General features: G+C 66.9%; 2 protein-coding genes. Both read right to left on the minus strand.

Annotated elements, in window-relative coordinates:
• Positions 1–2,636 (minus strand): DEAD/DEAH box helicase (locus EFE23_RS27600; RefSeq protein WP_123243794.1); only part of this gene is annotated, 2,636 nt, incomplete at its 3' end.
• Entirely contained in the window at positions 2,636–3,514 is an 879-nt protein-coding gene (locus tag EFE23_RS27605) for a hypothetical protein (RefSeq protein ID WP_158675943.1), read from the minus strand. The genes EFE23_RS27600 and EFE23_RS27605, both read right to left, overlap by 1 nt.
• Positions 3,515–3,637 lie beyond the last annotated feature (123 nt).

The raw sequence follows: 3,637 nt of genomic DNA on the forward strand, positions 1-3,637 counted from the left end.
CGCTCGAGGTACGCCCGCAGGTATCGGTAAAGCGTGGCGGTCTCGGGAAGCGCGATGCCGGATTGGTGTGCGGCGAACGCCGCCCACGCGGGTGCTCCAGCGGACTGGATGAAGGCGTTGCCCGTGACGGTGATCGCGTTCGTGATCTCCGAAACGTGGTGTTGCGCGCCTGCCCGGTGCACAGCCCAGGTTTTGCCCACCACCTGCGTGGTGTCGTCCTCTTCGCTGTCCTCGAAGGCCAGGAAGCTGAATGCGGTGTGTTCTGCCGCGGTCATGTCCTCCGCCGTCAGCGCGCCGGAGAGTACGTCGTGGATGAGCCCGTCCAGTGCGCTGCTCAGTTCTGACGAAGCGTCTTCGTCCTGCAGAAACTCTGCGTTGCGGACAGCCCGCTGGGCATCGGCCGAGGAGCTGAGCACGAAGGCCTTGTTCGGCACAACGATAGCCATCGAGCGAGGGGCAACGTGGGCGCGGCCAGCACGCCCGATCGCGTTCAGCAGTTGTGCACGGGTTTGATCACGCCGTTGTTGTACGGTGGATGCGTTGTCGTAGCCGATCTCGGTGCCGCCGATGACGACGGCGGTGGCGGGCAGGTTGAGCCCTTGTGCCATGGTTCCGGTGGCGTACATGGCGACGGCAAGGCCGCGCTCAAATGAGATTTCGCTGGCGCGCTGCTCTTCGCGGAGCAGGGCACTGGTGTGGACGGCGACGCCTCGCCGCAGATGTGCGCGAAGCGCCGACGGTGCGCCGAGTTCGAGCTCGGCCAAGTGCAGCAGGGCTTCGACGGTGCTGTCGTTTGGCACAACGGCGAACTGCGTCATGCCCGCCGCGTGGAAGCTGTCGTGCTTGCTGCGGGGCAGGAAGGCGAGGATCCTGTCGCCACGCAGGCCGAGGCGCTGCACGATCGCCGCGGTGGCCGGGGTGCAGTAGCCGGCGGGGTCCCAGCGGGCGTCCCGAGTGACGGCGACAGGGACTTCGATGTCGGTCTGCACGAGCGCGTAGTCGTTGACAGCTTGGCTTGTCCACGCGCCCTGCAGGCCGGCAAGCAGGGCGATCGGCGTGTTGAACTTCTGCTGTACGCGGCGGGGCGGTAGTGCCTGAAGCTGTTGGTACGCCGCATTGGCGGCTGCGATGCCGCGGTCGCGGTCGATGCCGGCGATCACGCGGAGGGTGCGGGTCGGGCGCCAAGGTTCGTTGATCACGACTGTGGGCGTTCCGGTCGCCCGACTGAGCCATGCTCCAAGCTCGGAGGGATTGGCGATCAGGGCGGACATCAGCAGCAGTCGCGCCTGCCGGGCGCGGTGCAGGATCTCTGCGACAACCAACTCGGCGATCACACCGCGGCTGGCCCGGTCACCGAGGAGGTGCGCTTCGTCAAAGACACACAGGGCCAGTTCCTGGAAGGCCTCCGGATTCTGCCGTAGCGCCAGCGAGCACTTCTCCGGGGTCATGACGAGGACCTGCCGGTCCTCGATCTGTCCCAGGGACTCACCGATCAGCTGTGTGTACTCGGCACCGCCCAGGAACTCGCGCACCGTCGCCCGGCCGAAGACGTCGGCAACCTGTCGGCGGATCTGGCCGACGAGCGCGTTGGTCGGTGCGAGGTAGAGGACCCAACCCCGGCATAGGGCTTGACTTATCGCCAGCTCGGCGACGGACGACTTACCTGAGTTGGTGGGTACCGCGACCACGGCATGAGCCTCGGGCCCGGGCAGCGTTGCCTGCGCGTATTCCTGAGCGGCGGGCCAGAGCAGCGGCCGAGTCGCGGCGCGGTCGCGCTGGTAGGCCGCAAAGCGATCCCCGGTGTCCTGCGGCGGAGGCGGTACGGTTCGCAGCGCCCGGAAGCCAGTCTCATCGCAGGCGGCGGCCAGCAGGAGCAGCAGATGATAGAGGTCGGGGTGCGCGGCCGGCCGTGCGGGTACCTGGTCCCGGTTCTCGAGCCGCTCGGCGAGGGCTCGCAGTGCGCTGCCGGCGTTCGGGTCGGCCCCGGTGCGGAACATGAGCCAGTCGAGATGGTCGGCGACGTGGACGCCGATCCGGCGCCACAGTTCGTGTCGAATCAGGATGCGAGTCGGATGTGCTTGCTGGTCGAGTGTCGGGGCAGCCACCTCGGCCGCTGGTGTCAGGCGGCAGAGTCCCACGATCCGCTGCACCGCCCAGCTGGCGATCGGTCCTTCGGGACTGTCGGCGCCGAGTTCCTCGGCGCCGATGCCGGAAACCGTCAGCGCCGCGTTGGCGTCGTACCCGGCGATCAGGTAGAGCAAGGCGGCCTCGACACGCTCAAAGGTGCGTTCGGACCCGAACAACCAGAAGCGGAAGCCGTTGCTCGTTCCGCCTTGCTCGTCCGTCTCGTCGGCGTCTGCCAGGTCGTGCGCGATGGTTAGGGCCTCTGCGGCGACGAAGGCACAGGCCTGGACCATGAGCTGTTCGGCTTGTAAGGGAAGGATCGCGTGCAGTTCCAGCGCCGTCGCCAGCCGGCGAAGCGTCTCCGCCGACGCCGTTGCAGGCTGATCCGCGCCCAGCCGCGGGCCGGTGGTCTCGAGCCAAGCCGTGGTGAGGATCCGACGAATCTCATCAACGGTCAGGTCGGCGATCGTGGGCAGTGCTGCCAGCAGGGCGTTGATTCCCCGGTTGAACACTAGACGACCACCTCATCGACCGCTGCTCGCATCGCGTCCGCGACGGCGTCGAAGAACGCGTGGAAATTCGGCAACTGTACGACGATGACTCGACGCCGCTCGTGCGGCGTCTTCAACCGAGCGAACCTGGGTCGAGCGGTCGTGAAGTCGTAGTCATCCTGGTAGACAACAATCGGCAGGTAGGACGCGTTGTCGCTCCAAAGCGAGTCCTTGACTTGTTCCTTGAGACCCGGCTCCAGAACGTAGCGGAACGCGGAAAGCCGGGCGCGCAGGTCTGGACCGTGGATGCCCGCCTCCACTTCAGCGAACAAGTTGAGCGCCTCGCCGAGGTTGGTGCCCGCGTTCGACTCAGTCGACTTGCTCTCGCCGATGGACACACCGAGCACGTCGTTCTGCACGTAGGTGCCCACCGAGTCCAGGCCCTGCCGGGTCACCGTCTGATGCATCTCAGACAACGTGCAGATCCGGCCGTCGACACATGAGGTCTCCCGACGGGCGCTGAGCGTCAGCAGGGCGTGCCCGACACCTTCGCCGATCCATGCGTTCCGACGCGTGTCGCGGACCTGCCGCTGCGCGTCCGTTACAAAGACATTGTTGTTGCCGATCAGCGACGTGACGGTTCTACGGATCTCTTCGCGGCGGTCGATGCCTCGCGCCAGCAACTCCTCCGACAGTTGAGCGTCTATGCCCACGGCACCGGCCAGCGTGCCGACGAGGTACCGACCCACGGCGACGGGGACCTCTACGGCGTCTAGCCCGGAGACGATGACGACGATGTGGCTCGGCGCCGTGGTGCCGGGGTGGAAGACAGCACATCTCTCAATGTCATCGAGCGCTCCGTTTAGCAGGTCGATCACGCTGCCCGCGCCAACGTCCAACCCTGCTCGCCTCCCTTCCGCTCCGAGGTGTGTGCATACGCCGTCTGGCCCGGTCGTTCGCAGACGGGCGCGGCGCCCGCGTTGCCGGCCCTCGGCTTACCCTGCGCCTGACGGCGTACTAGG

It is taken from the genome of Micromonospora solifontis, assembly GCF_003725545.1.
GTDB classification, from domain to species: domain Bacteria; phylum Actinomycetota; class Actinomycetes; order Mycobacteriales; family Micromonosporaceae; genus Micromonospora; species Micromonospora solifontis.